The organism is Ruegeria sp. CDSB114, from assembly GCF_059611025.1.
In genome coordinates this window covers 27,821-53,791 of the sequence record NZ_JBXWOT010000005.1, presented here as the reverse complement: position 1 = coordinate 53,791, position 25,971 = coordinate 27,821, and the positions used below count along the sequence as shown (strand labels likewise).

The window sequence follows — 25,971 nt, the reverse complement described above, 5'->3', positions numbered from 1 at the left end:
GTTATTGAATATCAACCAAAGCCATGCGCAGGATGCGGCCTATGAAACAGATCCTCTCTTCTCTGGCCATCGGGGCCCTGATATCGCTTGGTTCCATGGCGTCAGCAGCGGACTGCTATGCCGATTACAAGGCCAAGCAGGACAATCCGTTGCGCCTGCATTATGGCGTCATGCAGGTTTCGTCCTGCGGCAAAGGAAAAGCCAAAAAAGAGGTCGCGCAACGGCTGCGCGGCTCGGGCTGGACCCTGCTGAACGTCATGTCCGTTTTTGGACCGGAAGGGTTGGATAAAAGGAAGGCCAATGCCGGAAAATTCTATCTCCGTTACTGAGGCACGGCGCTCGGGCGTCAGGTTGGTTGGCGCGGGCATCACAGTAATCGTTGTCATACTTGTGGCCTCTGCCGCCTTTCTGTTGTGGACATTGCCAGATGCAAACGCGTTCAATGCCCGCGTCGAACGTCTGTTCGTCGAGAGTGATCTGACCTCGCAGACCGAGATTCGCCTACTCGAGATTCTGGCCCAGTCCGGCACTGCCTTTGCCGATACATTGTCCAGTTACCGCATGGTTATCTTTGTTTTGCTGGTTTTCGCCACTGCAATGCTGATTGCTGCGCTGGTGTTTCTGGTCATGCTGGTGCTGTTGAACCGACGCATGGCACAGATTGAACGTACTGGGATTCAGGTCACTTCACTTTTGATCAGCCGGGAAGAGAATACCGTCTATCTCAATAACATGGATTTCAAACTGACTGCGTCGGCGATGGAAACCCTGTCAGTTCTTGCCGAATCCCGGTTGGATGACGAGGTTCTATCCGGCATTCAGATCGAGGCGATGATTTCCGGCAAAAGCACCGCTGATTGTGACGAGGCTGCTGGCGCGACGCGGATCAAGCGCCTGCGCGATGCTTTGGGCAATCAGATGGTCAGCGAGTTGCTGGTCAAGAACATCGCTAAAAAAGGCTATATGTTGTCGATCGAAAAAGACGTCATTCAGATGATTTGATATTGGGAAAATCCTGCTCTGCCCCTTGGAAAACACGGATCAAACGCCCATCCTATAAAGACCCGTGCCAGGGAGGATGATTATGAACGTTCACGTGACTCCAAATATCAAAGGCTATGGGATCTCGGTCGAACCACTTGTCGGCCGTATCGCAATCTACCGGGATGAGATCCTTCTGGCTGAAAGCTTTGATGCCAAGGTAATGTACGAAACTCGGTTGCCGCCGATGATCTACATCCCCCGTCAGGATGTACATGTCGATCTCAGCGATGAGACCGAACTTCAGACATTCTGCCCGTTCAAGGGCACCGCCACTTACCACGATGTCGTTCTGGCGGATCAACGATTGGCCAACTCCGTCTGGGCTTACGAGAACGCCCTGCCCGAAAGCGCCGCAATCCAGGGCCATATCGGCTTTATGCCCACCGCTTATACGCGGATTGAGCTGGGTGAAAACAACCTGCGCAACCCGGAAGACGGCAATATCAGCGGGCCGCTGATTGATTGGCTGATGCGGGGGGCCAGTGATCTCAGCACGCCCGAAGCATTCACCAAAGCACTGGCCGAGAAGATGCTGGAACATGGAATTGCCATTCAGCGCCTCAGTATCCTTGCCTGGTCCCTACATCCGTTGATCGCGGGCAAACACTATATTTGGGAAAAGGGTGAAGCCGAGATTTCGACCAATGTGCCCACCTATGAAATCCACGACCACCCCGCCTATATCAACAGCCCTCTGCGCCACGTGTCCAACGGTATGGGCGGCGTGCGCCAAAGGCTGAATGACGAGAACCCTCAGCACAGCTTTCCAATCATGGAAGACCTGCGCGCCAAAGGGGCGACTGACTATGTCGCGATGCCCCTGCCATTTTCCGACGGGCGCACCAATGTCTTGACGCTGACTTGCGATCACCCCGACGGGTTCACAACGGCCAATCTTGGGCTGGTGTTCGAATGCTCCTCGGTGATTGCCCGGTTCTACGAAGTCTTCATGCAGCGCGAAAACGCCCAGGTATTGCTGGAAACCTATGTCGGAAAGCGGACCGGCGCGCGTGTCCTGGGCGGAGAAATCCGTCGTGGAGACGGGGATGAGATTGATGCAGCCATCATGTTCTGCGACCTGCGCAATTCTACCCTGTTAGAAGAAAAGCTGGGCCGCGCCGCCTATATCAATCTGCTGAATGACTTCTTTGAAACGGTCTCGGACATCGTCGACGAAAACGGTGGTGAAGTTCTGAAATTCATCGGGGACGCTGTTCTTGCTGTATTCCCGGCAGGCGAAGATTCTGCCTTAGCCCGCGAAAACGCGCAGCGATCAGCAGTTGGAATCGTTGAAAGGTTAGGAGAGCTGCGCAAGTCTGGGTCCGACATGCATTGCGATTGTTCGATTGGCGTCGCCTATGGGCGCGTAACCTACGGCAATATCGGGTCGCGCGAACGGTTAGACTTCACCGTGATCGGACAAGCTGCGAACGTCGCCGCCCGACTTGGGGAATACAGCAAGATCGTGAATCACAGGATTGTTGTGACCAAAGACATCGTGCCGGCCTGCACTGACGCTTTGCCACTTGGAGAGGTCAAGCTGCACAACGTGTCACAACCCGTGTGCTCATACGCGCTCAAAACCTCGGCGGACGCGATCCTGAATAGCTAGTTGTGGTAGAAATTTAGAGCGCCAGCGCTTGATATAGAGGCATCTTGCGATTGACGTAGGACTATCCGCCCAGCAGAAGCAACGCGGTTTGGGCCGGGGAAATTGTGCTTTGAAGCTGCGCGATCTGACTGCGCGCAAGGTATCTGTCGGTCAAATCCCCGATCGCCTCTTCATCCGCGAACTGCGCTAAATCGTCAGATCCAGTCAGGTTCGACAACCTATCCTTGAACACCTCAAGCTGCTTGTCGATGTCCAACTGACCAAAGCTTGAGGGCAACCCAAGCGCCGTCTCCATCATCTTTCGCAACGGCGGAAGGCCCATCAAGTCGAACCATTTCGTGTCACCACTGCTGTCTTGCGATGCCAACTCAGCCAGCGCATGTTTTGCATAGAGGGATATGCGCATTGTCTCGTCCTGTTCACCCACGGCGACCTCAAAGCGCGAGGTCACGTTGTCCCGGGCAATATCCTCCATAAATGTCGAAAGAATGGTTCTTCGAATTTCGCCAGGGCCCAGTCCAAATGCCTCAGAGAATTCACGGTATCTTTTGTCAGATAGGCGATTGGACAAAGCATCATCTGCGCTCGTTCCATCTGACAGGATTTTCTGGATGAAATAGCGGTTGTCGATGTCGCCCTCCAGACCAAATGCGCCCAAGGCAACCTGTAGCAGCCGGCGGTCAGAAACCAGATCTTCAGCCGTCTGAACCTTGCCGATGTTTTCCCGGAAATACGTCGCCTCACGCTCATTGACCGTCGAAGAGGAAAAGCTGTTCAACTGGCCTTCGTAGGTGCGCTGAAGGAACCGCCAGCCAACAATGCCACCTGAGGGTATGACCGGCTGAAAGGTCATTGCTGGTAGGCCATGAGGCGCTCTTCTCGCGGTAGCAGAGCACGCAGGGATTTAAGGCATTTGTAATACTGCTCGGCCAACAAGGCTTCTGTTGCCTCGGCCAAAACTCTGCGGCTGTCCGCATCCGTAAACACTTGGCTCAACTCTTCCACCCGACGTAGCAGTTGTTGGCGGGCGCTTTCAGCTTCCATGTCTCCAGACAGAACCAGTTGCGTCGCATAGCACACTCTGCGAACGGGTGTGTTCACCTCGTCAGGATGTATCGCATCGCGCAAACGCAGGACATTTGCCTGTGGTGTCATGATTGAAAACCGACTTCTACGATCGCCGTTTTCCACAACTACACCATTAATCAGCACCCGTTCTTTTGGGGCAAGCTTCAATACCAAACCCGCCATCAGTTCGCACCCATTTGCCGAAGGCCTTTAAGAACGGCCATGTTTATTTCCAGAAGGGGCTCTACCGAAGCCTTATTGCTGAGTATCTGGCTGCTGTGCTGTTCGGTGAACTCAGCTAGATAGAAAATCCGGGCGCGAAGGTCATTCGGCAAGGCGTTATCGGAATCGGCTACCCCGTTTGCCAACACAGACCAAAGCCTCCGGTTTTCATGCAAAGCCTGAACAAACGCTCCAAAGTCGGTTTTGTGCCGCGCGGCCGCAGCCTTCAACCGATGCGTGATCTTGGAAATCGCCTCATATTCCGTATCACGCGGTGTGCGCGTCGGAGCGGCGGTCTGCGCATAGGCGCGTTGTGCAAGAGTTTGCGGTGTCACTTGAAATCCTTCCAAAAGGCCGTCTTACGGCGGTCAAAGCCGGGGCGCGTTTCCACGCCCCGGCCAGGGTCCTGAACTTAGCGGAACAGCGACAGGATCGACTGCGGCGCCTGGTTGGCAATCGACAACGACTGCGTTGCCAGTTGCTGCTGTACCTGCAGGGCCTGCAGACGGGCTGAGGTTTCTTCCATATCGGCGTCAACCAGCGCTCCGATACCGGACTTGAACGAGTCGGAAAGATTCGAGATGAATTCTTTCTGCGTTTCGATCCGGCCCTGAGACGAACCGAACGCCGCAGATGCATCAATGGACGTGTCGATCAAGGTCTCGATAGTACCCAGCGCCGCCTGAGCACCAGCATCTGTCGATACATCAATCGAAGCCAACGCCCCCAGGCCACCTGCATTGGCATTGGTGAACTGCGCCGAGACAGTAACGTCCCGATCAGCGTCGGCGCCAGCCGTCGCAGCACCGGTTACAAATGTCAAAGTGCCCGGGTTGGCTGAGTCATAGTCGATTGCGACACCCGTGATCCCCAGAGAATCGATCTGATTTTTCAGGCCAACGGCAACAATGGCATCCGTATAAGCGGCGTCATATGTTCCAGATGGGTCCAGATCAGCAGCTTGCACCGTGTAGGACGCAACCTTGTCACCAATAGTGATCGAGATCTTGTCACCAGCAGCAAAGTTGTCCGTTGAACTGTCCACCACGATGTCGCCGGTTCCACCAGCTTTGTCCATCGTGAAGCCCGCGGCGTCATTGTCGGTTGTGACGTTGTCCGAGCCGGCCAGAACACCTTTGCTGGCATACCCACCTGTGGACAGGTTCTGCGAGGCCACCGAAATCGAAGATGCGGTTACGTTGCCACTGGAGTCACGATCCAGAGACGACAGGATCGAGGCTGTACCCGCCGACCCGTCAACCAGGTTAAGCCCGTTAAACTGCGCCGCTCCAACCACCGATGCGATCTGATCTTTAAGAGCAGTCACGTCGTCATTGATTTTGCCACGGTCAACGTTGTCTTCCTGTGCCGCAACGATCTTCTCTTTCATTTGGGACAGCAGGTCAGTGACTGTCTCGGACGCGTTCCGGGCTACCGCAACGGTCGATTCACCCAGTGCCAAACTGTCTTTGATGGCGTTGAACCCCTTAACGTCCGACTCCATGACTTTGGAAATCGCCCAGACGGCTGAATTGTCCTTGGCTGTGGCGACGTCCTTACCAGTTGAAATCGCGTTCTGGGTCTGCGCCAGGTTCTTGTTGACCGATTTCAGGGTTTGCAGCGCAACCATGGCGCCATTGTTGGTCAGAATGCTAGACATAGCTTTCTTCCTTTTCCGTTCGGGCTTTTTCGCCCTTGCTTACCCCGCAACATGTGCGGGCTTTGACGTCTTTCTGATCACTGCGACCCGCCGACGGGCTGTTCGCGCCACCTGAGTTTTCCAGATGCAGGATCACCTTTGACGCCGATCTCCTAACGGAGTGCTAAGACTCGAAAATCCGAAAGTTCGGATTTGATTCAATCCTCGTGCTAGGCCCGCTTTTCCAGCTTTGCGTGACTGCGAACGGCAAAATCGCTGCGTTGCCCATCCGCTCTATAAGTACTGAATTCCTGACGCACTCGGCGCAGTTCAGCCATGCGCCCGGCAACCGCCCGAATCCCTTCGGCCGCGCTGTTTAGCAGAGCCTGATTCCGGTCGACTTTCTTTTGAACCCCGATCAGTTCATCACTATCAATCACCTCAAGATCATTGATCGCACCGATCAGCTTTTCCTTTTCCGGGGCCATGTGATTCAACCGATCCAGATCCCCGGTCACCAAGGCGTTGCGTTCAAGGTCCAGAACTTCTTCAAGAGATTTGATCAGGTCATGTTCAGACTTGTTAGGCATTGGTATTCTCCATCATGGACTGAAACAGGATTTCGGACAGGCCAACACCGCCGGACCTGGCAAGCTGCAGTGCCTGCTGCTGAACAAGAAACGATGAAAACTGGTCTTCACCCGCACCGCCGCCGAACGAATCTCGGGATTCGCCCAGACCTGCGGACTTAAGCATTTCAGACAGGAACGCCGCCTCAAGCTCTACCGCAGCATCTTTCAGCTTTTGCTCAACAGACAAGGGCTGCGGCGCCGCTGGAATACCAGATAGCTTCATAGCTTTCTCCAAAAATTGCATCGAACTTTCTGGATCAAAGATGAAAGCGGTTAAAATAAACGTAACTTCCTGCGGGCAAATTCCTGGTTACGCAAACCGGAGCCGGAGCAAAATGCCCAACCCTCTTATATTGTCCACATCCTCGACCGCCAGCGCCGCAAAATCTGAAACTGCCGCCAAGGGACACCCAATCTCGGAAGGGGCTGACACCTTTGCTGAGGTAATGGAGCAGGAATTGCAGCGTTCCGAAGGTGACAGCTTGAATGAGGACGTGCCCGAACTGACCATTAATGCCGAGGTGCGGGTTGAAGAGGATGTGGTCGAAGAAGAAGCTGTTGATCTTGCGACCAGCCTGTCGGGAAAACCTGTAACTGACCCGCCCACCCGCGCGCCGGCGCAGGACGAAGAGATGGCACCTGAGGAAACGCCGGCATCGCTGCCCGAACCTGACAAGGCCGTAATACTCGCAGCGCCAAACAATGCGACCCCCGATCCTCGGGGGGATGCGCTTGGAAACGCGGAGCAGCGCGCCCGATCTGAGGTTTCGGCTTTGTTGCAGGCGAAAACCGCACAGCAAAAACCGGAACACAATCTGCCGCAATCCACTATTGCAAAGGGCTATCGGACCAAGGCGTCGATACCCTCGGATTCTGCGCCCGGAAAACCCGAAGTGCCAGAACCAAAGCTGGTTTCGCGAGATACACCAGATGCGGCTCAGGCTCCCAAAGCCACCGGTTCACCGCCGACAACACAATCCGTTCCGACATTTGTTCAAATGCAACTGATGGCGTCTGCCAAGGTGCAGGACGTTGATTTGGTTTCAGACCCGGACGCCGAGGAGATTCTGCCCGCGCGCGAAAGCCAGCCATTTTCAACGGCACGGGATACGTCAGCAAGCCATCAGCACTTTTTAACCTCAGCACGGACAGAAACGGCGCGGGCAATCGCGGGGCAGATGGCCGCTGCGATACATGCAAGACCACAATCCGGTACGATTGAACTGACCTTGAACCCGGAAGAGCTGGGCAAGATCTCAATCGTCATGAATGGCCGGGATGACGGGTTGCAGATGACGATCGCAGCCGAGCGGCCGGAAACTCTGGAAATGATGAGGCGACATCTTTCGGTTCTTGAGGCTGAGTTCAAAAACCTCGGGCTTGGCGATCTGTCTTTCAATCTGGGTGGTTCGTCAGACGGCCAGTCCGAAAGCGCGGATAGACACGCAGATTCCGGTCTGAATACAACCCAGACCGAAATGGATCAGGCCAGCGAGCCGGTCTTAACCCGGATCGGCCATAGTGGCCGCGTTGATATGAGGCTTTGAGCATGATCACACCCGCACAGAATACAAGCTCTACCGCCGCACAGGGACAGTCTTCGGCGAAATCTGGAACATCCGGCCTGGCCTCGGATTTTGAAACCTTCCTTCTGATGCTGACCGCCCAGGCCCGCAACCAAGACCCGCTGGAGCCGCTGGACTCATCGGAATACGCCTCACAGCTTGCTCAATTCTCGATGGTCGAACAGCAGGTTCAAACCAACGATCTGCTTACTGCGCTTGCCTATTCACTTGGTAGCGTCAACCTTGAAGAGCTTGCCAGCTGGGTCGGGATGGATGTGCGAACCGCCTCGGCCTTTCATTTCGACGGTTCACCAGAAACGCTGTATGCGCAGGCCGACCCCGGGGCGGACAGCGCCTATATGGTGATCCGCAACGAGTCCGACGAAATCGTTGAGCGCATCGCCGTTGCTACAACGGAATCTGAGTTTGTCTGGGCCGGAACCGATGACGATGGCGCCCCGTTACCGGCAGGAAATTACACCGCAACGATGGAAAGTTATGACGGTGATGAGCTGCTGTCTGAACGCCTCGCCTCAGCCTATAATCAGGTGCTTGAGGCGCAGGTGGGCACGGATGCCGTTTTGCTGACGCTCGCTGGCGGAGAGGTGGTGCCAGCAGGAATAGTCACTGCGGTGCGAACAGGAGCTTGATCTACGGTTAACGACAGGCGAAACCAAGGCAATGCCCGACTCGTTGACTGATTGGTGATCTCCCTGCCTCAAATACTATCCCCACCGCGCGACCTTGTTGCTCAACTTGTCAGGCTCGGATTTGCCAGCGCTGGGGCACAGTTCGAAACGCTGTATGGTGGGAGGACAAACCGGGTGTGGAAGGTGCTGGGCGACGACAGTGATCAAGTATTGAAGCTGTACCGCTCGGACCTAGAAAACCCATTGTTTCGCAACGATCCCGCATTGGAAGCCGCCTGTCTGCGGGCACTGGCTTCTTCTGGGGTTGTGCCGCGATTGCGGGCAACAGGACAACATGACAACGGATATTGGGTGTTCTACGACCACGCACAGGGCACCCCCTGGCGGTCTGACCCGGCCCCAGTGGCCCGGTTGCTGCACCGCCTGCATTCGCTCAACCTAAACATAGAGAACGCACCCACCGGTAAAAACGGTAGCGCAGATCTGGCCGAACATGGTCAAAGCATTCTGGCGATGTGCACATCGGATCGACGGGCTCAGCTGGAAAAGATGCAACCACAGCATCATATTTTGCGGTCGGATCACACTTGCCTGATTCACGGCGACCCGGTGGCGGGAAACATCCTCGTCGCATCCTCGGGGCTGACGCTGATTGACTGGCAATGCCCAGCCGTTGGTGATCCTTGCGAGGACCTTGCGCTGTTCCTGTCACCCGCCATGCAATATCTTTACAGAGGTGCGGTTTTGACCGTCGACGAGCAACAGTCCTTTCTTTCGGCCTATGACCGGCAGGAAACCGTAATCCGCTACCGGTCTTTGCGCCGCTGGTACGGGTGGAGGATGGCGGCCTACTGCCTATGGCGCGCAGAACATGGGGCACCGGATTATGAACAAGGGCTCGAGCTGGAACTGGCCGCTTTGTGAGTGTCAGAGGTCGGCCAGTGCCATTAACGCATAGGCTGGCGGCATCAGCGCCCGCCGCCAGGACCCAAGTGGAAAACGCCGCGGGGGTCGGGCCATTGGCTCAGGCAATTCCGCATCCTGTCCAAGCACCATGCGACTAAGCGCCCGCCCACAATAGGTACCCATCGCGACACCGTTTCCATGATAGGCCAGCCCGGCAAACATCCCATTCTGACCCGGAACGGGCCCTGCGAACGGCGTCAGGTCCTGGGTAAGGCACACCATCCCTGACCACATATTGGTCACGTCCACATCGGCCCATGCCGGAAACATGGCCTTGAAATCACGCTGCACCTTTTGCCGGATCGCAGCCTCGGCCTTAGGTGATGAGCGCAGGCCACCGCGCATCCCAAACAGAAACCGTCGATCCGGCATAAGACGAAAATAGTGCAGAAGATTTCGTGTATCGTAAGACATCTGATCCGAGGTCCAGCCCTGCGCCGACACCTCAGCCTCGGTCAATGGGCGGGTCACCAGAACGGTTGATTGCGCTGGCATATAGCGCCCAGACAGCCATTCAGGCATGTTTTCACTGGAATATCCGTTGGTGCAGATCAGTACATTCGACGCTTTGATCCGCCCTGACCCGGTTCGAACATCAAAGCTCGCGCTGGTTTTGGTGATGTCTCTGGCCATGGTTTTCTGAAAAAATCGGACCCCAACGGAAGCGGCCGCATTTGCAATGCCGAACAGGTATTTCCGGGGGTTCAGACCAAATCCGACCGGCACGCTATAGCCCCCGAAAAAATCCCCTCCCAACCCGAGGCCGGGCAGGTCGGCCGCCTCATGCAAGCAGCCCCCGTCATCCGCCGAGCGTCGCAATTTCTCCATGGCGCGGGCGGTGTGGGCCAGGGCGGTCTCGCCCTTGGAATGAACGTCCGCTTCGATCTGATGCGCCTCAAGCAGGTCGGCGACAAGATTGACCGCATCCACTTCGGCCCGGGCAAAGCTTTCGGCCCCCTCGACCCCATATCGCCGAGCCATGCCACGATCGCTCAGCTTTGACCCACCTCGGCAGCAAAACCCACCATTGCGACCCGAGGCACCCCACCCCGGCGTCTCCGCCTCGAGAACTGCGACGGATAGGCCTGCCTGCCCCAGGAAAAGCGCGGCTGTAACACCTGTGAACCCGCCGCCGATGATGGCGACATCCACGCTCAGATCATCCTGCAACACCGGCCAGTCCGGTGCTGCGATAGTTTCATCCCACCAGCACCCTGATCGCGGTCCAGATCCATAGGTATACTCAGGGAACAGGCGTTTCATTCCGCACGCACTGCCGCCATCTCATCCTGTTTCTGCCTGACCATCGCGCGCTTGGTGACCAAAGATGCTGCTATGACACCGACCGTCACGACCGCAATCATGATCGTGGATAGCGCATTGATTTCAGGGCTGACGCCCAACCGCACAGCTGAGAAAATCTTGATCGGCAGAGTCGTGGCTGACGGGCCCGATGTGAATGATGCGATCACCAGATCATCCAGCGACAGCGTAAAAGCCAATAGCCAGCCTGAGATCACCGCCGGGGCGATGATCGGCAGGGTGACAAGACGGAAGGCTTGTGCGGGTGAGCACCCAAGATCCAACGCTGCCTCTTCCAGAGACTGATCAAACGTGACCAGACGTGAGGATACAACAACCGACACGAAGCACATTGAAAAGGTCGTATGCGCCAGCACGATGGTCAAAATACCCCGGTCCAGTCCAATTCCGATGAACAGCAGCAAAAGCGACAAGCCAGTGATCACTTCGGGCATCACAAGAGGCGCATAGATCATGCCCGAAAACAGAGTCCGGCCAAAGAACCGCCCACCGCGTACCAGCACATAAGCCGCCGCCGTACCCAGAATGGTAGCCAGGGTCGACGAGAATACTGCAACCCGCAAGGTGACCCAGGCAGCATCAAGAAACGCTTCGTTCTGGACCAACTCACCATACCATTTGGTCGAAAACCCAGCCCAAACCGTGACCAGTTTGCTTTCGTTAAAAGAGAAGATGATCAAAATGAGCATCGGGATATAGAGAAACGCGAAACCAAGCGTCAACGAGACGACGTTGAACCAGCTTAACCTGTTCATTGCTCAGCCTCCGTCTGTTTCTGCTGGTTGCGCTGGAACAGCACGATGGGAATCACAAGGATCAGCAACAGCACAACTGCCACGGCACCGGCCACCGGCCAGTCGCGGTTCGAGAAGAACTCCTCCCACAACACTTTGCCGATCATCAATGTCCCGGATCCTCCGAGCAATGATGGGATCACAAATTCGCCGATCACCGGAATCATCACCAGGAAACAACCCGCGATGATACCCGGGCGTGACAAGGGGATTGTTATCAGCCAGAAGGCCTGAATACGCGAACAGCCCAAATCCTCTGCGGCCTCGATCAGCGACTCGTCCATTCGTTCAAGCGCGGAATAGATCGGCAGAATCATGAAGGGCAGATAGGTATAGACGATACCGATATAGACAGCTGTGTTGGTGTTTAGAATGGTCAGCGGGGTCGAGATGATGCCCGTCCACAGCAGCAGTTGGTTCAGGTAACCTTCGTTGCTGAGAATACCCATCCAAGCATAGACCCGGATCAGGAACGACGTCCAGAACGGCAGAATTACCAGCATCATCAACGTCGGGCGCCACTCAGCCGGTGCGCGGGCCATGCCATACGCGATAGGATACCCCACCAGCAAAGTCAGTATGGTAGAAATCAACGCGATTTTGACGCTGGACAGGTAAGCTTTCCAATACAGGTCATCTTCGGTTAGCCAGACGAAATTCTCAAAATCCAGCTGGCTGAAGAAATCCCTGAGCCCGGCCCAGCCCTGAGATAGATCCAGTGTCGGCGTGTAAGGCGGGATGGCCAGCTCCGTGTCCGAAAGCGAGATTTTCAGAACGATGAAAAATGGCACCAGAAACAGCGCCAAAAGCCAGACATACGGGACGGCGATCAGAAGGGCGCGGCGCATCAATCCGCCAACAGAACCGCGGCGGTGGCTGTCCAGGACAGCCAGACCGGGTCTTCCCATGTAAAGGAACGACGCGAAATGCGACGGGTATTTGCCGTCTGCGCCTTGATAATCGTGCCGTTATTCAGTTCAACGTGATAAGTGGACAGATTGCCCAGATAGGCAATGTCAAGCACCTTGCCCTGCACTGCGTTGATTGCATCCGCAGGACGATCAACCGAGATCGTCACCTTCTCGGGGCGGATCGCCAGATGACATAGCTGGCCGTTCGAAAACTCTGTGGTCGAGGACGCAGTCAAAGGTGCCTGACCTTCAGCCCAGTCAATCTGGTAGGTCTCATCGGCGCTTGCCGTGGCTCGGCCCTGGATGATGTTCACGTCGCCAATGAAATCAGCCACATAGACCGAACTGGGATTCTCATAAATCCGGTCGGGCGTCGCCACTTGTATCAGATTACCCTGATCCATTACCGCAACCCGGCTGGCCACGGTCATCGCCTCTTCCTGATCATGGGTCACGATCACAAAGGTGGTGCCGGTCTTTTCCTGAATATCCATCAGCTCGAATTGCGTATCCTGTCGCAATTTCTTATCCAGCGCCCCCAAAGGTTCGTCCAGCAACAGCAGCTTCGGCGCTTTGGCCAGGGATCGCGCAAGCGCCACGCGCTGACGCTGACCACCCGAGATCTGGTGCGGTTTGCGACGGGCGAATTGTTCAAGCCGGGTCAGGCGCAACATCTCTTCGACACGATCCATAAGATCATGCTTTGGCATATTGTCCCGACGCAGACCAAAGGCGATGTTTTCCCAGATAGATAGATGCGGAAACAGCGCGTAGGATTGGAACATCATGTTCACAGCCCGTTTGTTCGGTGGAATGGGATCTATATCCTGCCCGCCCAGCAGAATATGCCCTTCGGTCGGTTTTTCAAACCCGGCCAACATTCGCATCATCGTGGTCTTGCCGCAGCCCGAGGGCCCTAGCAGAGCAAAGAATTCTTTTTCAAATATATCCAAGGACAGATTGTCGATGGCCGTGAACTCACCAAACCGTTTGGTGACATTCTGGAACTGGATCAGAGGTTTCGCCTGTGGGTCTTCCCACGGCACAAAAACAGTAGAGTTCAAAACGGCCCCCGTTCGGCAATCTGAAAAGAATGGCAGGGCGGTTGGTCCGCCCTGCTGAAACAAGCCGGATCAGGTGCCCGATTTGATCTTGGTCCACAAACGGGTCACGACCCGCTGTATCTTCGACGGGTAAGGCGTCGTGATATAGAGGTTCTGCATGGTCGCATCATCCGGATAAATGGCCGGATCACCGATCACGTCTTCCTCAAGAAGTTCTTGCGAAGCCTTGTTGCCATTGGCGTAGTAAACATAGTTCGAGGCCGCCGCCATATTGTTGGCATCCAGAATGAAATTCAGGAATTTATGCGCACCCTCCGGGTTCGGAGCATCAGCCGGAATCGCCATCTGGTCGAACCACATCAACGACCCTTCAGCGAAGGGATGGTACTCAATTTCAACACCATTATCGGCTTCGGCCGCACGATCGCGGGCCTGCAGGATATCACCCGACCATCCCACGGCAACACAGATGTCGCCATTGGCCAATGCGTTGATATATTCCGAACTGTGGAACTTCTGAATGTGCGGTCGAACGCTGGTCAAAACCGCCTCGGCCTTGCCAATAACATCTTTGTCATGGCTGTCCGGGTCTTCACCCAAATATTGCAGAACCATCGGAATGATTTCTGCCGGAGCATCCAGGAAATGTACGCCGCAGGATGCAAGTTTCTCCATATTCTCGGGTTTCAGAACCAGATCCATGCTGTTCAGCGCAACATCGTCGCCCAACGCTTCCTGCACTTTTCCAACATTTACACCAAGCCCGGTTGTGCCCCACATGTAGTTGATTGAATAGGCGTTGTCCGGATCATACCCGGCAGTACGTTCCTGAATCACATCCCACAGATTGCCTGAATTCGACAGCTGTGCAGCGTCAAGTGCCTGAAAGGCTCCAGCCTGGATCTGACGCTGAAGGAAAGTACCCGAAGGCACCACCACGTCATAGCCTGATCCACCGGCCAGCATCTTGGTCTCCAATACCTCGTTGCTGTCAAAAACATCATAAATCAGAGTCAGACCGGTATCTTCCTCGAACTTTGTCAGAAGCTCTTCGTCGATATAGTCGGACCAGTTGTAAACACGCACCTCTTCAGCGAAGGCCGCCGAAGTCCCCAATGCGATGACCGCTGTCATGGTCAGCGTTTTGATTGTCATATTATTCTCCCTGCAAGTGTAAGCGCTATTTTCCCGTTTTTTTGGATTTGATCAAGTTTTGCGTTTTCGCACGATCCGTCGTATGGTTTCACGAGGTCAGAAACCTGACAAGTCAACATAGCGGGAAACAGGGCAAACCACTTGGATTTGATCAAAAATAAGGCATCCAGCACTGACGGTGCGCGTGAAAAACGACCTGCGCATGAACAGGTCTATAATACCCTCAGATCACAAATCATGTACGGTGAATTGGTGCCGGGGCAACCCGTCACGATCCAGGGTCTCACTGATTCGCTGGGTGTTGGAATGACCCCTGTGCGGGAGGCTATCAGACGCCTGATATCCGATGGTGCTCTGGTGTTTCAGGGCAACCGCCGAGTGAGTGTTCCTCTTCTGACCGACGGCGACGTCGAACAGATGATTTATTCAAGAATCAAAATAGAATCAGAGCTTTCGAGGCGTGCAACTGCGAATGTGACACCTCAGGACATTGATCATCTTGAGCAGATCGACCAACGTCTGGATCGCACTATCAGCGACGGAGACGTTAGCGGCTATCTGCGCCTCAACCACCGGTTTCACGAAACGCTTTACGGCCATGCAAATGCCCCGATTCTCAATGATCTGGCCGAGCGCCTGTGGCTTAGATTCGGGCCGTCTTTGCGCGTTGTATGCGGTAGATTCGGCACTCAGAGCCTGCCGGACCGCCACAAGGATATCATTTCGGCGTTGCGCAATCAGGACGCGGATATGGCAGCAAAAGCAACCGCACAAGATATCGAACAGGGCATGGAGCTGATGGCAGACGCCTTAGTCAACGCTTAGATCTGTCCGATTCGATTGACAGGAAAAAATTTGATCATATTGTAGCTGCCAATCGCTCTTGCAGGAGATTTTCCGATGTCGACCATCACAAACCATTTGCCCACGGCCCAGCTGCAGGCCTTGGACGCCGCCCACCACATGCACCCTTTTTCGGCCAATGGCGCCCTAGGGAAAGAAGGCGCGCGTGTGATCACCCGTGCGAAGGGCGTCTACCTGACGGACAGCGAGGGTGAAGAAATACTCGATGCAATGGCGGGCCTGTGGTGTGTCAATATCGGCTATGGTCGCGATGAACTGGCCGAGGTCGCAGCCCGCCAGATGCGCGAACTGCCGTATTACAATACCTTTTTCAAAACGACCCACGTCCCTGCCATCGCGCTGGCCGCGAAGATCGCGGAACTTGCGCCGGGCGATCTGAACCATGTGTTCTTTGCAGCCGGCGGGTCTGAGGCGAATGACACAAACATCCGTTTGGTTCGGACCTATTGGGCCGAAAAAGGCCAGCCCGACAAGAACATCATCATCAGCCGCCATAACGCCTATCATGGCTCTTCGGTCGGCTCGGCGTCGTTGGGCGGCATGGCAGGGATGCACGCGCAGGGTGGAATCCCGATCCCGAATATCCACCATATCAACCAACCAAACTGGTGGGCTGAAGGTGGTAGCATGTCTCCCGAAGAATTCGGCCTGGCCCGCGCGCGTGAGTTGGAAGAGGCGATTGAGGAACTTGGCGAAAACCGCGTCGCAGCCTTTATCGCCGAACCCGTACAGGGCGCAGGTGGCGTGATTGTTGCACCGGATACCTACTGGCCTGAAATTCAGCGCATCTGTGACAAATACGATATCCTGCTGATTGCGGATGAGGTCATCTGCGGTTTTGGTCGCACAGGCAACTGGTTTGGGTCTCAAACCGTCGGCATTCGCCCCGATATCATGACCATCGCAAAGGGGCTCAGCTCGGGCTATGCGCCTATTGGCGGGTCCATCGTGAGTGACGAGATTGCCGAGGTCATTGGCGGAACCGAGTTCAATCACGGCTACACCTATTCCGGCCATCCGGTCGCTGCAGCTGTGGCACTGGAAAACCTGCGCATCCTTGAAGAAGAAAAGATCGTCGAGCATGTTCGCGACGTAGCCGCCCCCTATCTGAAGAAAAAATGGGAAGCGCTGGCCGATCACCCGCTTGTGGGCGAAGCCAAGATTGTCGGCATGATGGCATCAATCGCGTTGACGCCGGACAAGGCCAGCCGTGCCAAATTCGCGTCCGATCCGGGCACTGTCGGCTATATCTGTCGCGATCGGTGCTTTGCCAACAACCTGGTGATGCGCCATGTGGGCGACCGGATGATCATCTCTCCTCCGCTGGTTCTGACACCCGCGGAAATTGATGAGATGCTCGTACGCATCCTCAAATCGCTGGACGAGGCACAGGTCGAGATCATCGCACAGGGCCTGATGAAAGCGGCCTCCTGACCCGCGCAGCTTCATCTGGCAGAAAATACCTTGGGGGAGGTGCCGTCAGGCGACGGGGGCAGAGCCCCCTCCCCTACCTCAACCGCTCTAACAGCGGCGCGGAGGCATAGCCGTCCGGCAAAAGCCCCTGCGCCAGTTGATAGGCCCGAACCGCCTCGGTGGTGTTCGGGCCGGTGCGCCCGTCGATCCCCTGCGTGTCAAACCCGGCCTCGGTCAGCCGGAGCTGCAATTCCTTCTTCTCAGCAAAGCTCAACGCCCGATCACCCCGAGGCCACTCGGCCTGAAACGCCGCGCGGCCCGCCAGACGGTCGGACAAATGCCCAATGCCGATCACATAGGCATCTGCACCGTTATATTGCTCGATCACGCGGAAATTGTCGAAGATCATCAATGCGACGCCTTCACCGCCTGCTGGCAACAAAATCGCTGCCTGACCATGATCCGCAACGGGCTGTCCATCCCACGCAACCACGCCCAGCGCCGCCCAACCTGACGGCAGCAGCGTGTAATCGCGTCTCGCGGCTGCAAAATCGAACCCGGCGGGCAGGCGCACTTCAACACCCCATGGCTGTCCCTTGGTCCACCCATGACGCGCCAGATAGGCCGCTGCCGAGGCCAGCGCATCGGTCGGGTCATCCGTCCATATATCCCGCCGCCCGTCACCGTCGAAATCCACGGCGTGATCCAGAAACGAGGTCGGCATGAATTGCGTATGCCCCATTGCTCCGGCCCAACTTCCGACCATCGTTGCGGGGCTGACATCGCCTGCCTGAATGATCCGCAGGGCGGCAATCAGTTGCGTTTCAAAGAACTCAGCCCGTCGGGCATCAAAGGCCAGCGTCGCAAGCGAACGGATCGTCTGATCCGACCCCCGAAATGTGCCGAAAGACGTCTCGAGCCCCCAAATCGCGGTCACGACCTCTTTTTCGACGCCATATTGCGCCTCAATCCGGGTCAGCACCGCGGCATGGCGTTCCAACCCCGCGCGACCGTCTGCGACGCGCCGATCAGAAACGGCCGCATCCAGATAGTCCCAGATGGGCTTGGTAAACTCAGCCTGATTACGATCGCGCTTGATGATGTCCTTGTCATAGGCCAGCCCCGCAAGCGCGCGGTCCAAAGTCCCGGGCAGGATGCCCTGCGCCTGTGCCCGCGCCCGAAAATCGCCAAGCCACGCCTGAAACCGGGCGCTTCTTTCTTCTGACACGCGATACATCTCCTCCGATGGTCGGACGACCGGTCGGATTGAGACTGTAAGATCAGCCGACGCCAATTGTATCGGCTGTGGCCCTTCCGGGCTTTTGATGGACTCCGCCTGTACGATGGATGCCCATAATGCTGCGGTCATAACGCCGCTTACGCATCTACGCATTCCGAATTTCCTGATAACTGCTCAACCACAGGATAGCGCAAAAACGGCAAATCTCAAAGCGCTCAGCTTTCCGAGTCGCGGTCTCTCGCCTCCCGCTCAGACCGCAGCCGATCCAGTGCTTCGCGCAGCAGCGGAACCCGGTTGGGCCGGAACGAGGCCCCGGTAATCTGCATCTCTTGCATGCGATCCAACCGAAACACGCGGAAATCCTGCCGCAACAGGCACCAGCTGATCAGCACGCTGGCGCGGTCCATGTAAACGATGCTCAACGGATTTACGCAGCGATGAGTCTCGTCGCCTTTGGCATCCCAATAGGAAAATTCGATCGTCTGTTCGTCCCAGGTGGCCCGCCGCAGTTCAGCGACATCCACCGTTGGTTTCGCCGGCCGGTCAAACCGTGTGGCAGTCAGCACCGCATGGCTGAGGCGCTGAGACTGGCGCGGTGGCAAACGACCCTGCAGCTTGCGCAGAACTTCGCTGGCAGCCTCAGAGAGGCCGGGATCACCAATGGATTGTACCTCGCGCAGGCCAAGCACCAGGGCCTCAAGCTCATCATCGGTGAAGCCAAGCGGTGGCAGGGTGGCGTCCTCGATCAGGGTGAACCCGAACCCCGCCTCTCCGTCGATCACGGCGCCGAGACTGCGCAATGAATCGATGTCTCGGTGAATAGTGCGCGGCGAAACGCCCAGATCCTGAGCCAGCTCAATCGACGTTCTTGGCGACGGGCCAGAGCGCAAGGATTGCATTAATTGGAACAAACGGGCGGTGCGGGTCATAATGCAGGTTACTTTATCTCTAATGACAGAAATTGTCATTAGGCCGGCGTACCCATCACATATCCCCATGATGGAGCCCAAGATGCTGACCCTTTTGACCTACCCCTCTGCCTTTGGCCTGTTCAGCGCCAGCCCGTTTTGCGTGAAAACCGCACTAATGCTGCAAACATCGGGCCAACGCTGGCAGCGATCTGACCTTCTTGACCCGCGCAAGATGCCGCATCAAAAGCTGCCGGTTCTGCGCACGCCCCAGCGTCTGATCCCCGACAGCGACCTGATCCGCGACTGGCTTGAGACACAAGGCACCGATTTTGATCACGGGCTGAGCGATCTGCAAAAAGCCCAATCTCGTGCTCTGATCCGCCTGGCTGAGGAACATTTGTATTTTCAGATCGTTCAGGACCGTTGGGCGAATGACGAAGTCTGGCCAACCCTGTACAAGACCTTTTTCACAGGCATCCCCACCCTGATCCGCAAACCGATTGCCAATTCTATCCGCAAGACCGTTGTTACAGGATTGGGGTTTCAGGGCGTCTCTCGATTCTCAGATGCGGAACGTCAGGACAGGCTGGAACGCGATCTTGAGGCGATCTCGGCCTATCTATGGCAGTCGACCTATTTGATGGGAGAAACCCCGACCGCAGTGGATATGAGCGTGGCCCCCATGCTTGCCGCGATGCGCGCGACGCCGGCCAATACACCGCTGACCCAGCGGATCAAACAGGATAAGCTGTTGAGCGACTACATAGACCGGATGGAGCAGGCGATACCGCTGTCATGACACAATTTGACGATCCCGCAGTGGCAGCGGCCTATCATGCCCTGCCCGAAGGCACACGTGCCGGGGCGCTTGCGCTGCGTCAGTTGATCCTGGAAACCGCCACTTCGTTGCCCCGCGCGCAGCCGTTGCAAGAGGCATTGCGCTGGGGGCAGCCCGCCTATCTGGCGCCCAAGGGATCCACGATCCGATTGGGCGGGCACAAAGCGGCCCGCTTTGCCCTGTTCGTGCATTGCCAAAGCCGGTTGATGGGCGATTTCACCTCGGCCTTTCCGGGCGAAGATAGGATAGACGGCAACCGGGCAGTTCTGTTTGATGATCCGGATCAGATCGACGCCACCCGCCATGGCTGGCTGATAGCCCGCGCGTTGACCTATCACCTTCCCGCAAAAGGCTGACTTACATGCGCCTTGTTCCCGAGATGCGAACTCACTTCTGACGGCGTTTGCGTTCCACCTTGCGTTTGATCTTGTCCTTCTTGCGCTTGGTGCTGACTGCCTTGCGTCGCGTTGGGCGCTTGGATGCCCCTCCGCGCCCCGTCGGCAGGGCCTGATCGTCGATCGACAACAGCTCCAACTCCAGCCCGCCCGTCACAGGTGTCGCCTCGGTCAGACGCACGGTGACGCGTTGGCCGATGGCTATGATCAGCCCGGTGTCCGACCCCATCAGGGTTCCGGCCTCGCGGTCGAAATGGAAGAACTCGCGCCCCAAGGATCGCACCGGTACCAGACCGTCCGCGCCGGTCTCGTCCATTTTCACGAAAGCCCCAAACCGGGCGATACCACTGATCCGACCCGAGAACTCAGTCCCAACACGCTCGCTCAGATAAGCCGCCAGATACCGGTCGGTCGTATCTCGTTCCGCCATCATCGAGCGGCGTTCGGTATCCGAGATATGAGTGGCAGTTTCGTCCAGCCGGGCGATCTCATCCTCGGTCAGCCCATCGGTGCCCCAGCCATGGGCCGAGATCAGCGCGCGGTGCACGATCAGGTCGGCATAGCGCCGGATGGGCGAGGTGAAATGCGCATAATTCCGCAGCGCCAGCCCGAAATGGCCGAAATTCTCAGCGTTGTAATAGGCCTGCGCCATCGACCGCAGGGTGGTCAGGTTGATCAACTCTGCATCCTCGGTGCCCGCTGCCGCATTCAGCAGTGCGTTCAGGTGGCGGGTCTGCAACACCTGCCCCTTGGCCAAATTCAACCCCGCCGCCTGAGCCGTTTCCCGCAGGCTTTCCAGCTTCTCGGGTGCTGGTTCTTCGTGGACACGGAACAGCAGCGGGCGGCGCTTGGCGATCAGGGTTTCAGCCGCAGCGACATTGGCGAGGATCATGAACTCTTCGATCAGCTTATGCGCGTCCAGACGGTCGCGGAACGCCACGCTTTGAACTTCGCCCGTATCGCTCAGGATGATCTTGCGTTCCGGCAGGTCCAGATCCAGCGGCTGCCGCACAGCCCGCGCCTTTTTCAGCGCAGCATACGCGGCATAGAGCGGCTTCAATGCGGTCTCTAACAGCGGCCCGGTGCGGTCATTGGGGGCACCATCGATGGCCTCCTGCACCTCGGCATAATGCAGCGAGGCGGCGGAGCGCATAAGCCCCCGCACGAACCGGTGGCCGATCTTGTTGCCCTCGGCGTCGACCTGCATCCGTACGGCGATACACGCGCGCGGGACGCCTTCGTGCAACGAACACAAATCACCGGACAGCCGATCCGGCAGCATCGGCACCACGCGGTCGGGGAAGTAGCTGGAGTTGCCCCGCTTGCGCGCTTCGCGATCCAGCGCCGTACCGGGCTGCACATAGGCGGCGACATCAGCAATGGCGACCCAAACAACATGCCCCCCGGGGTTCTTAGGATCATCGTCAGCATGAGCGAAACAGGCATCATCATGATCCCGCGCGTCTGAGGGGTCGATGGTCAGCAGCGGCATATCGCGCAGGTCTTCGCGCCCTTTCAGACCAGCGGGTTTGGCCTTGTCGGCCTCTGCAATCACTGTGTCGGGGAAGTCATCGGGAATGCCATGCTGATGAATGGCGATCAGCGACACGGCCTTGGGGGCCGACGGGTCGCCCAGCCGTTCGACAATGCGGGCACGTGGCAGGCCCATGCGGGTTTTGGGTCCGGCCTGTTCGGCCTCGACCAACTCACCGTCTTTTGCACCCAGTACGGCACCTTCATTGACCAGCCACTCGTTCTGTCCGGCCTTGTCGATGGGCACGATCCGTCCGCCCTCGGTCCCTTTGCGGAAGATACCGACGATCTTGCGCGGGTTGGTTCCGATCCGGCGGATCAGGCGGGCCTCGTAATTATGGTCTTCCTCATGCACCACGGTCAGACGGGCCAGAATCCGGTCGCCTTCACCCAGCGCCGGGTCACTGGCGCGGGTGATCATCAGAACAACCGGCTCGACCCCTTCGCCATGCCATTCCAGCGGGCGCGCGAACAGATCACCATCGGCATTCGGCGCCTTCACTTGCAACACGCTGACAGGCGGCAGACGATCCGGGTCACGATAGCTGCGATTGCGCTTTTCCAGATGCCCTTCGGCCTCAAGTTCCTTGAGGATCCGTTTCAGGTCGATCCGATCCGCGCCCTTGATGCCAAAGGCTTTAGCAATGTCGCGTTTCGAGGTCAGGGTGGGGTTCGCCGAGATCCAATCGAGGACCTCTTGTTTGGTAGGGATGCGAGTCATGATTTCGGCCTATCACGGAGATGCGGCGGCGTCATGACCAAAAAAGGGTCAGGCTCGCAGATCGGCAACCGTATCGACATCGCGCAGCTGATCCAGCATCGCCACCCGGCATCCGGGGATCGAGGCCAGCGTGTCGGCCAGCGCATGTTCCGTCGACCAGCGCACGTTTTGGAACAGGCCGTGCGGCAGGGCACCAATGCGTTGCGCCCCGACCAGCCAATATCCGCCATCCGGGGCCGGACCAAACACCATCTGGTTGCGCCCCAATGCCCGGAACGCGCGCGCGATATGCCCCCGTGTAACCCCCGGGATATCCGCACCGATCAGACAGACTGGCCCTGTTGGCATTTCCCGCAGCATCCGCCCCATACGATCGCCCAGATCCCCAGACCCCTGTGGCGCACGTGGCAGATCAGCGGGCCAGATGCGGCTGTTCAGCCCTTCGCGGTCCGGCGAGACCGCCAGCACGATCTGCCAGCGCGGATCGCGCAGGCGCCGGATCAAAGAGCGGGTCTGATGCCGAAACCACCACGCCGCACCGACCATACCGATATCGCGCCCCAACCGGGTTTTGACACGGCCTGGGCGCGGTTCTTTCACCATGATCACCAGGGTGCGTTGCATGAATCAGGAAAAATAGTCGGTCAGGATACGGGTATAGACCGCCTTGAGCTGTTCAATCTGCGCCACCTCAACGCATTCATCCACCTGATGCATGGTTTTGCCGACCAAACCAAATTCGACAACCGGACAATGATCTTTGACGAAACGTGCGTCCGAAGTACCTCCGGTTGTCGACATCTCGGGCGTGAACCCGGTTTCAGCCGCAACCGCTTTGGCCACCAATTCCGACAGAGGGCCAGGAGGGGTCAGAAAGCTCTCGCCCGATATCTTGATACGCACGTCAATTTCGACACCAAACGCGGTGGCCACATCGCGCGCCTGCGCTTGCAGCCAATCACTGAGGCTGGCGCCGGAATGCAGGTCGTTGAACCGGATGTTCACCGCCCCGCTGCACTGTGCCGGGATGACATTTGTGGCGGAATTGCCGGTGTCGATCGCCACAACCGCCAGCGTCGAGGCATCGAAATGGTCGGTGCCCTGGTCCAACTCGTGACTGGCCAGCCTGTCCATCAGCCGGGCCATGGCGGGTAGTGGGTTCTTTGCCTGGTGCGGATAGGCCGAATGGCCCTGCACACCTGTTACGGTAAACCAGGCGGTCATCGAGCCGCGACGGCCAATCTTCATCATTTCACCCATCCTGTTCGGGCAGGTGGGTTCACCGACCAGGCAGACGCTCATCCGCTCGCCGCATTGATCCATATGGTCAAGCAGGGCGGTGGTGCCATGCAGCGCATCAGCCTCTTCGTCACCCGTGATCGTCAGGATGATGGCCCCGTCGGGCGGCGTGTCGCGTACAAAATCCACTGCCGCCGCTGCAAAGGCCGCCACACCCGATTTCATGTCAGTGGTCCCGCGCCCATACATGAACCCTTCCCGGATTTCTGCCCCGAAAGGCGGTGTGGTCCAAGCGGCCTCGTCGCCCACTGGAACAACATCGGTGTGACCGTTGAAACCAAAGCTTCGGGCGTGACCTTTTGCACCCCATCGCGCAAACAGATTGCTGATGCCGGCGCGATCAACACGGGTACAATCAAACCCCGCCTGTGACAGGACATCCTGCAGCAGGACAAGGGCACCGCCTTCTTCAGGTGTGACCGATGGGCAACGGATCAGGTCGGCCGTCAACGCAATCGGATCTGTCATGGTAGGCCCTTTCCATAAAATTTCTTTCAGGTTCGTGCACAGATTCAACGAATTGGCCCGATTGCCAACCCCAACAGGCCAGAAACCGCGGGCTTTTTCCACCTTGTATCGAACTGACACCCCCGGAAAACATGGGGCCTTACGCTGCGATTGCCTTGTCTGCCGGTTCGAATATGCGCTAGAGGGCCGCGAAACAGGTGATTTTACGATGACACGTGCTCTTTTCGCATTGATCTGCCTGACTTTCGCCGTTCTCGGCCAGCAAAGCCAGGCCCAGACGCTGACGGTTTCGACCGTGACACGGCCTCCGTTTTCTTTTGTCGAAGATGGAGCCCAAACCGGATTCTCGATGGACCTGCTTGAGGCGTTGGCTGAATCCCTGAATTGGGACTATTCCATCCAACGTTCCGACGCCTTTGGCGACATGCTGGGCGCAGTGCAGGACAGATCCGCCGATCTGGCCATCGCCAATATCTCGATCACTGCCTCGCGAGAAACGCAGATGGACTTCAGCCAGCCGATTTTCGAGGCTGGTTTGCAGATCATGGTGCCATCGGACGCGGTGCGCCGCCCGTCACTGCTACATGCGTTACTGTCGCGCGAATTGTTCATTGCTATCGGGCTTGCCTTTGCCATCCTTCTTGGCGGCGGCATGCTGATGTGGGTGTTCGAGCGCCGCTCGCAGCCCTATTTCGACCGCAAGCTAGACGAGGCCTGGTTCCCCTCATTCTGGTGGGCCTTGAATCTGGTGGTCAATGGCGGGTTTGAGGAACGAATGCCGCGCACGCCATTTGGTCGAATTCTGGGTGTAGTGCTGGTTGTATCTTCGCTGTTTATCGTCTCGGTCTTCACTGCGCGGATCACCTCGGTCATGACAGTGGATGCAATCAGTGGCAGCGTGAATTCGATAAATGACCTTTACGGCAAAGAGGTCGGAACAATCTCGAATTCAACCGCTGCTAACTTTCTGAACCGCCGCGAGATCGAGTTTACCAACTATGATGGTCTCGACCCCATGCTTGAAGCCTTTCGCAACGAGGAATTGGACGCCATCGTGTTCGACGCGCCGATCCTGTCCTATTTCGCCGCCCATGAAGGCCGCCGGATCGCCTCGATGACAGGCGGTATATTCCTGCGCGAGAATTACGGCATTGCCTTCCCTACCGGGTCCCCGCTGGTCGAAGACGTCAACCAGGCGCTGCTGGCGCTGCGCGAAGACGGCACCTATGACGAGATTTATCGCAAGTGGTTTGGGGCGCGGAACTAAGCCGTCTCTTCATCCCCGAAAAACGGGGTCATCTGCGCCACGATCACTGCATTTTCATCCAGTGCGCGCTGCATTAGGGCCCGTTCATCCGGGTCGATCTCGTGACCTTGCGCCTCACGTTCGGCCAAAGTGCCATAGCCTGTGACATCCAAAGGCGCGGTATCTGCCTGTTTCAGGATCGCCACCGTTTCGCGCACGGCCTCGGCCTCGTCGACGCCGCTGGCAAAACACATCAATGCCGCCCCGGTTGCGCCGTCGGGCAGGCCATCGCCATCCTTGCGACCGATCTGCACAAGCAGGGTATAGACCTGCTGACGCGAAGGTTTCTTTTGCTTTTCCATGCAAGGGGCCATAGCCGCGCACCTGCCTGCGGTCAA

28 protein-coding genes are annotated in these 25,971 nt (G+C 57.1%); 11 read left to right on the top strand and 17 right to left on the bottom strand.

From position 1 onward, the window contains the following. The first annotated feature begins 41 nt into the window (after positions 1-41). From AC2FIP_RS13280 to AC2FIP_RS13270, 3 genes are all read left to right on the top strand, one after another. Complete coding sequence (locus AC2FIP_RS13280) at positions 42-329, top strand: hypothetical protein (protein ID WP_142637145.1); 288 nt, start codon at positions 42-44, stop codon at positions 327-329. Then, entirely contained in the window at positions 301-1,002 is a 702-nt protein-coding gene (locus AC2FIP_RS13275) for a winged helix-turn-helix domain-containing protein (RefSeq protein ID WP_496689945.1), read from the top strand. Before AC2FIP_RS13280 ends, AC2FIP_RS13275 begins: the two co-directional genes overlap by 29 nt. An 82-nt stretch (positions 1,003-1,084) precedes the next feature. After that, complete coding sequence (locus tag AC2FIP_RS13270) at positions 1,085-2,656, top strand: DUF427 domain-containing protein (RefSeq protein ID WP_496786779.1); 1,572 nt, start codon at positions 1,085-1,087, stop codon at positions 2,654-2,656. A gap of 61 nt (positions 2,657-2,717) precedes the next feature. On the opposite strand, the gene AC2FIP_RS13265 is transcribed toward AC2FIP_RS13270, so the two are convergent. The 6 genes from AC2FIP_RS13265 to AC2FIP_RS13240 form a co-directional block, all read right to left on the bottom strand. After that, the gene (locus AC2FIP_RS13265) at positions 2,718-3,509 is read right to left on the bottom strand and encodes a DUF1217 domain-containing protein (protein WP_496786777.1); all 792 of its coding nucleotides are present in this window, start codon (positions 3,507-3,509) and stop codon (positions 2,718-2,720) included. Further along, positions 3,506-3,907, bottom strand: a complete 402-nt coding sequence (gene flbT, locus AC2FIP_RS13260) for a flagellar biosynthesis repressor FlbT (RefSeq protein WP_271949613.1) — start codon at positions 3,905-3,907, stop codon at positions 3,506-3,508. Before flbT ends, AC2FIP_RS13265 begins: the two co-directional genes overlap by 4 nt. Then, positions 3,907-4,281 carry a flagellar biosynthesis regulator FlaF gene (flaF, locus tag AC2FIP_RS13255; RefSeq protein ID WP_271949611.1) on the bottom strand — a complete coding sequence of 125 codons (375 nt, stop codon included), beginning with the start codon at positions 4,279-4,281 and terminating at the stop codon, positions 3,907-3,909. Before flaF ends, flbT begins: the two co-directional genes overlap by 1 nt. Positions 4,282-4,358: 77 nt before the next feature. After that, positions 4,359-5,606: a flagellin N-terminal helical domain-containing protein gene (locus tag AC2FIP_RS13250; RefSeq protein WP_496692542.1), complete on the bottom strand. Its 1,248-nt coding sequence runs from the start codon at positions 5,604-5,606 to the stop codon at positions 4,359-4,361. A gap of 209 nt (positions 5,607-5,815) precedes the next feature. After that, positions 5,816-6,175, bottom strand: a complete 360-nt coding sequence (locus AC2FIP_RS13245) for a flagellar biosynthesis protein FlgN (RefSeq protein ID WP_496786775.1) — start codon at positions 6,173-6,175, stop codon at positions 5,816-5,818. After that, positions 6,168-6,440 carry a rod-binding protein gene (locus AC2FIP_RS13240; RefSeq protein WP_142637161.1) on the bottom strand — a complete coding sequence of 91 codons (273 nt, stop codon included), beginning with the start codon at positions 6,438-6,440 and terminating at the stop codon, positions 6,168-6,170. The genes AC2FIP_RS13245 and AC2FIP_RS13240 overlap by 8 nt, the downstream gene beginning before the upstream one ends. Positions 6,441-6,552: 112 nt before the next feature. Here AC2FIP_RS13240 and AC2FIP_RS13235 point away from each other — a divergent pair, with 112 nt between their 5' ends. Genes AC2FIP_RS13235 through AC2FIP_RS13225 form a run of 3 tightly spaced genes read left to right on the top strand, consistent with a single transcriptional unit; the run spans position 6,553 to position 9,356 of the window. After that, complete coding sequence (locus tag AC2FIP_RS13235) at positions 6,553-7,764, top strand: flagellar hook-length control protein FliK (RefSeq protein ID WP_496786773.1); 1,212 nt, start codon at positions 6,553-6,555, stop codon at positions 7,762-7,764. A 2-nt stretch (positions 7,765-7,766) separates the two neighbouring features. Then, positions 7,767-8,432, top strand: coding sequence for a flagellar hook capping FlgD N-terminal domain-containing protein (locus AC2FIP_RS13230; RefSeq protein ID WP_496786771.1), 666 nt, complete (start codon positions 7,767-7,769; stop codon positions 8,430-8,432). Positions 8,433-8,486: 54 nt separating this feature from the next. After that, the gene (locus AC2FIP_RS13225) at positions 8,487-9,356 is read left to right on the top strand and encodes a phosphotransferase family protein (protein ID WP_496702747.1); all 870 of its coding nucleotides are present in this window, start codon (positions 8,487-8,489) and stop codon (positions 9,354-9,356) included. 3 nt (positions 9,357-9,359) lie between these two features. On the opposite strand, the gene AC2FIP_RS13220 is transcribed toward AC2FIP_RS13225, so the two are convergent. The 5 genes from AC2FIP_RS13220 to AC2FIP_RS13200 all read right to left on the bottom strand — a co-directional run bounded on the left by AC2FIP_RS13220 (position 9,360) and on the right by AC2FIP_RS13200 (position 14,645). Continuing rightward, on the bottom strand, positions 9,360-10,661 hold the full coding sequence (locus AC2FIP_RS13220) for an NAD(P)/FAD-dependent oxidoreductase (RefSeq protein WP_496697548.1): 1,302 nt from the start codon (positions 10,659-10,661) through the stop codon (positions 9,360-9,362). Next, on the bottom strand, positions 10,658-11,476 hold the full coding sequence (locus AC2FIP_RS13215; protein WP_142637169.1) for an ABC transporter permease: 819 nt from the start codon (positions 11,474-11,476) through the stop codon (positions 10,658-10,660). The genes AC2FIP_RS13220 and AC2FIP_RS13215 overlap by 4 nt, the downstream gene beginning before the upstream one ends. After that, positions 11,473-12,363, bottom strand: a complete 891-nt coding sequence (locus AC2FIP_RS13210) for an ABC transporter permease subunit (RefSeq protein ID WP_142637171.1) — start codon at positions 12,361-12,363, stop codon at positions 11,473-11,475. The genes AC2FIP_RS13215 and AC2FIP_RS13210 overlap by 4 nt, the downstream gene beginning before the upstream one ends. Beyond that, positions 12,363-13,490 carry an ABC transporter ATP-binding protein gene (locus AC2FIP_RS13205; RefSeq protein ID WP_142637173.1) on the bottom strand — a complete coding sequence of 376 codons (1,128 nt, stop codon included), beginning with the start codon at positions 13,488-13,490 and terminating at the stop codon, positions 12,363-12,365. Before AC2FIP_RS13205 ends, AC2FIP_RS13210 begins: the two co-directional genes overlap by 1 nt. A gap of 69 nt (positions 13,491-13,559) precedes the next feature. Beyond that, positions 13,560-14,645 carry a polyamine ABC transporter substrate-binding protein gene (locus AC2FIP_RS13200; protein ID WP_496786768.1) on the bottom strand — a complete coding sequence of 362 codons (1,086 nt, stop codon included), beginning with the start codon at positions 14,643-14,645 and terminating at the stop codon, positions 13,560-13,562. Between the two features lie 141 nt (positions 14,646-14,786). On the opposite strand from AC2FIP_RS13200, the gene AC2FIP_RS13195 reads away from it, so the two are divergent. Beyond that, on the top strand, positions 14,787-15,470 hold the full coding sequence (locus tag AC2FIP_RS13195) for a GntR family transcriptional regulator (RefSeq protein WP_271949594.1): 684 nt from the start codon (positions 14,787-14,789) through the stop codon (positions 15,468-15,470). A gap of 75 nt (positions 15,471-15,545) precedes the next feature. Continuing rightward, the gene (locus AC2FIP_RS13190; RefSeq protein ID WP_496703273.1) at positions 15,546-16,943 is read left to right on the top strand and encodes an aspartate aminotransferase family protein; all 1,398 of its coding nucleotides are present in this window, start codon (positions 15,546-15,548) and stop codon (positions 16,941-16,943) included. A 73-nt stretch (positions 16,944-17,016) separates the two neighbouring features. On the opposite strand, the gene AC2FIP_RS13185 is transcribed toward AC2FIP_RS13190, so the two are convergent. Beyond that, on the bottom strand, positions 17,017-18,315 hold the full coding sequence (locus tag AC2FIP_RS13185; RefSeq protein ID WP_496786766.1) for a lytic murein transglycosylase: 1,299 nt from the start codon (positions 18,313-18,315) through the stop codon (positions 17,017-17,019). Between the two features lie 62 nt (positions 18,316-18,377). After that, entirely contained in the window at positions 18,378-19,091 is a 714-nt protein-coding gene (locus AC2FIP_RS13180; protein ID WP_496703271.1) for a helix-turn-helix transcriptional regulator, read from the bottom strand. 82 nt (positions 19,092-19,173) lie between these two features. Between AC2FIP_RS13180 and AC2FIP_RS13175 the strand changes: the two genes are divergently transcribed. Both AC2FIP_RS13175 and AC2FIP_RS13170 read left to right on the top strand, forming a co-directional pair. Beyond that, on the top strand, positions 19,174-19,872 hold the full coding sequence (locus AC2FIP_RS13175; protein ID WP_496786764.1) for a glutathione S-transferase family protein: 699 nt from the start codon (positions 19,174-19,176) through the stop codon (positions 19,870-19,872). After that, on the top strand, positions 19,869-20,267 hold the full coding sequence (locus AC2FIP_RS13170; protein ID WP_281995448.1) for a DUF1801 domain-containing protein: 399 nt from the start codon (positions 19,869-19,871) through the stop codon (positions 20,265-20,267). Before AC2FIP_RS13175 ends, AC2FIP_RS13170 begins: the two co-directional genes overlap by 4 nt. 31 nt (positions 20,268-20,298) lie before the next feature. Here the strand turns inward: AC2FIP_RS13170 and rnr are convergent, their stop codons facing one another. From rnr to dapE, 3 genes are read right to left on the bottom strand one after another with little or no spacing between them, the layout of a single operon-like run. Beyond that, a complete protein-coding gene (gene rnr, locus AC2FIP_RS13165; protein WP_496786762.1) occupies positions 20,299-22,560 on the bottom strand; it encodes a ribonuclease R in 2,262 nt (753 codons plus the stop codon). Positions 22,561-22,608: 48 nt separating this feature from the next. Next, positions 22,609-23,184, bottom strand: coding sequence for a TIGR04282 family arsenosugar biosynthesis glycosyltransferase (locus tag AC2FIP_RS13160; RefSeq protein ID WP_496786760.1), 576 nt, complete (start codon positions 23,182-23,184; stop codon positions 22,609-22,611). Positions 23,185-23,187: 3 nt separating this feature from the next. Next, positions 23,188-24,327: a succinyl-diaminopimelate desuccinylase gene (gene dapE / locus AC2FIP_RS13155; protein ID WP_496786758.1), complete on the bottom strand. Its 1,140-nt coding sequence runs from the start codon at positions 24,325-24,327 to the stop codon at positions 23,188-23,190. 208 nt (positions 24,328-24,535) lie between these two features. On the opposite strand from dapE, the gene AC2FIP_RS13150 reads away from it, so the two are divergent. Then, entirely contained in the window at positions 24,536-25,594 is a 1,059-nt protein-coding gene (locus AC2FIP_RS13150) for a transporter substrate-binding domain-containing protein (protein ID WP_496689957.1), read from the top strand. Here the strand turns inward: AC2FIP_RS13150 and AC2FIP_RS13145 are convergent. Beyond that, positions 25,591-25,935, bottom strand: coding sequence for a DUF8846 family protein (locus AC2FIP_RS13145; RefSeq protein ID WP_039539567.1), 345 nt, complete (start codon positions 25,933-25,935; stop codon positions 25,591-25,593). The genes AC2FIP_RS13150 and AC2FIP_RS13145 overlap by 4 nt on opposite strands. Positions 25,936-25,971: the final 36 nt, after the last annotated feature.

What these genes read in the sequence shown, in the direction of transcription:
- AC2FIP_RS13280 (WP_142637145.1), top strand. Translation starts at nt 42, where the DNA reads ATGAAACAGATCCTCTCTTCTCTGGCCATCGGGGCCCTGATATCGCTT.
- AC2FIP_RS13185 (WP_496786766.1), bottom strand. Translation starts at nt 18,315, where the DNA reads ATGCGTAGATGCGTAAGCGGCGTTATGACCGCAGCATTATGGGCATCC.
- flbT (WP_271949613.1), bottom strand. Translation starts at nt 3,907, where the DNA reads ATGGCGGGTTTGGTATTGAAGCTTGCCCCAAAAGAACGGGTGCTGATT.
- rnr (WP_496786762.1), bottom strand. Translation starts at nt 22,560, where the DNA reads ATGACTCGCATCCCTACCAAACAAGAGGTCCTCGATTGGATCTCGGCG.
- AC2FIP_RS13190 (WP_496703273.1), top strand. Translation starts at nt 15,546, where the DNA reads ATGTCGACCATCACAAACCATTTGCCCACGGCCCAGCTGCAGGCCTTG.
- AC2FIP_RS13200 (WP_496786768.1), bottom strand. Translation starts at nt 14,645, where the DNA reads ATGACAATCAAAACGCTGACCATGACAGCGGTCATCGCATTGGGGACT.
- AC2FIP_RS13180 (WP_496703271.1), bottom strand. Translation starts at nt 19,091, where the DNA reads ATGACCCGCACCGCCCGTTTGTTCCAATTAATGCAATCCTTGCGCTCT.
- AC2FIP_RS13275 (WP_496689945.1), top strand. Translation starts at nt 301, where the DNA reads ATGCCGGAAAATTCTATCTCCGTTACTGAGGCACGGCGCTCGGGCGTC.
- AC2FIP_RS13160 (WP_496786760.1), bottom strand. Translation starts at nt 23,184, where the DNA reads ATGCAACGCACCCTGGTGATCATGGTGAAAGAACCGCGCCCAGGCCGT.
- AC2FIP_RS13270 (WP_496786779.1), top strand. Translation starts at nt 1,085, where the DNA reads ATGAACGTTCACGTGACTCCAAATATCAAAGGCTATGGGATCTCGGTC.
- AC2FIP_RS13170 (WP_281995448.1), top strand. Translation starts at nt 19,869, where the DNA reads ATGACACAATTTGACGATCCCGCAGTGGCAGCGGCCTATCATGCCCTG.
- AC2FIP_RS13175 (WP_496786764.1), top strand. Translation starts at nt 19,174, where the DNA reads ATGCTGACCCTTTTGACCTACCCCTCTGCCTTTGGCCTGTTCAGCGCC.
- AC2FIP_RS13210 (WP_142637171.1), bottom strand. Translation starts at nt 12,363, where the DNA reads ATGCGCCGCGCCCTTCTGATCGCCGTCCCGTATGTCTGGCTTTTGGCG.
- AC2FIP_RS13220 (WP_496697548.1), bottom strand. Translation starts at nt 10,661, where the DNA reads ATGAAACGCCTGTTCCCTGAGTATACCTATGGATCTGGACCGCGATCA.
- AC2FIP_RS13145 (WP_039539567.1), bottom strand. Translation starts at nt 25,935, where the DNA reads ATGGAAAAGCAAAAGAAACCTTCGCGTCAGCAGGTCTATACCCTGCTT.
- AC2FIP_RS13250 (WP_496692542.1), bottom strand. Translation starts at nt 5,606, where the DNA reads ATGTCTAGCATTCTGACCAACAATGGCGCCATGGTTGCGCTGCAAACC.
- AC2FIP_RS13215 (WP_142637169.1), bottom strand. Translation starts at nt 11,476, where the DNA reads ATGAACAGGTTAAGCTGGTTCAACGTCGTCTCGTTGACGCTTGGTTTC.
- AC2FIP_RS13150 (WP_496689957.1), top strand. Translation starts at nt 24,536, where the DNA reads ATGACACGTGCTCTTTTCGCATTGATCTGCCTGACTTTCGCCGTTCTC.
- AC2FIP_RS13240 (WP_142637161.1), bottom strand. Translation starts at nt 6,440, where the DNA reads ATGAAGCTATCTGGTATTCCAGCGGCGCCGCAGCCCTTGTCTGTTGAG.
- dapE (WP_496786758.1), bottom strand. Translation starts at nt 24,327, where the DNA reads ATGACAGATCCGATTGCGTTGACGGCCGACCTGATCCGTTGCCCATCG.
- AC2FIP_RS13245 (WP_496786775.1), bottom strand. Translation starts at nt 6,175, where the DNA reads ATGCCTAACAAGTCTGAACATGACCTGATCAAATCTCTTGAAGAAGTT.
- AC2FIP_RS13235 (WP_496786773.1), top strand. Translation starts at nt 6,553, where the DNA reads ATGCCCAACCCTCTTATATTGTCCACATCCTCGACCGCCAGCGCCGCA.
- AC2FIP_RS13265 (WP_496786777.1), bottom strand. Translation starts at nt 3,509, where the DNA reads ATGACCTTTCAGCCGGTCATACCCTCAGGTGGCATTGTTGGCTGGCGG.
- AC2FIP_RS13230 (WP_496786771.1), top strand. Translation starts at nt 7,767, where the DNA reads ATGATCACACCCGCACAGAATACAAGCTCTACCGCCGCACAGGGACAG.